The sequence below is a fragment of the Photobacterium sp. DNB22_13_2 genome (genome assembly GCF_052873915.1).
Window position 1 is genome coordinate 1 of the sequence record NZ_JBNNXU010000102.1, and the last position, 287, is coordinate 287.

The window sequence follows — 287 nt, forward strand, 5'->3', positions numbered from 1 at the left end:
GGGCTGGATCACCTCCTTAACGATATGACTGCGTTTTATGCAGTGTCCACACAGATTGCTTGGTTAATAGTAAAAGAACGTGAAAGACTTGGGTCTGTAGCTCAGGTGGTTAGAGCGCACCCCTGATAAGGGTGAGGTCGGTGGTTCAAGTCCACTCAGACCCACCACTTTCTCTCCCAGAGGAAGTGAGTGTGAAGTCTTTCGATACGTTGGGGCTATAGCTCAGCTGGGAGAGCGCCTGCCTTGCACGCAGGAGGTCTGCGGTTCGATCCCGCATAGCTCCACCA

At 53.0% G+C, this 287-nt stretch carries 2 tRNA genes; both read left to right on the forward strand.

Annotated features, from left to right (window positions below):
- The first annotated feature begins 90 nt into the window (after positions 1–90).
- Positions 91–167: transfer RNA gene (locus tag ACVA58_RS27975), tRNA-Ile, on the forward strand.
- A gap of 44 nt (positions 168–211) precedes the next feature.
- Positions 212–287, forward strand: a tRNA-Ala gene (locus tag ACVA58_RS27980).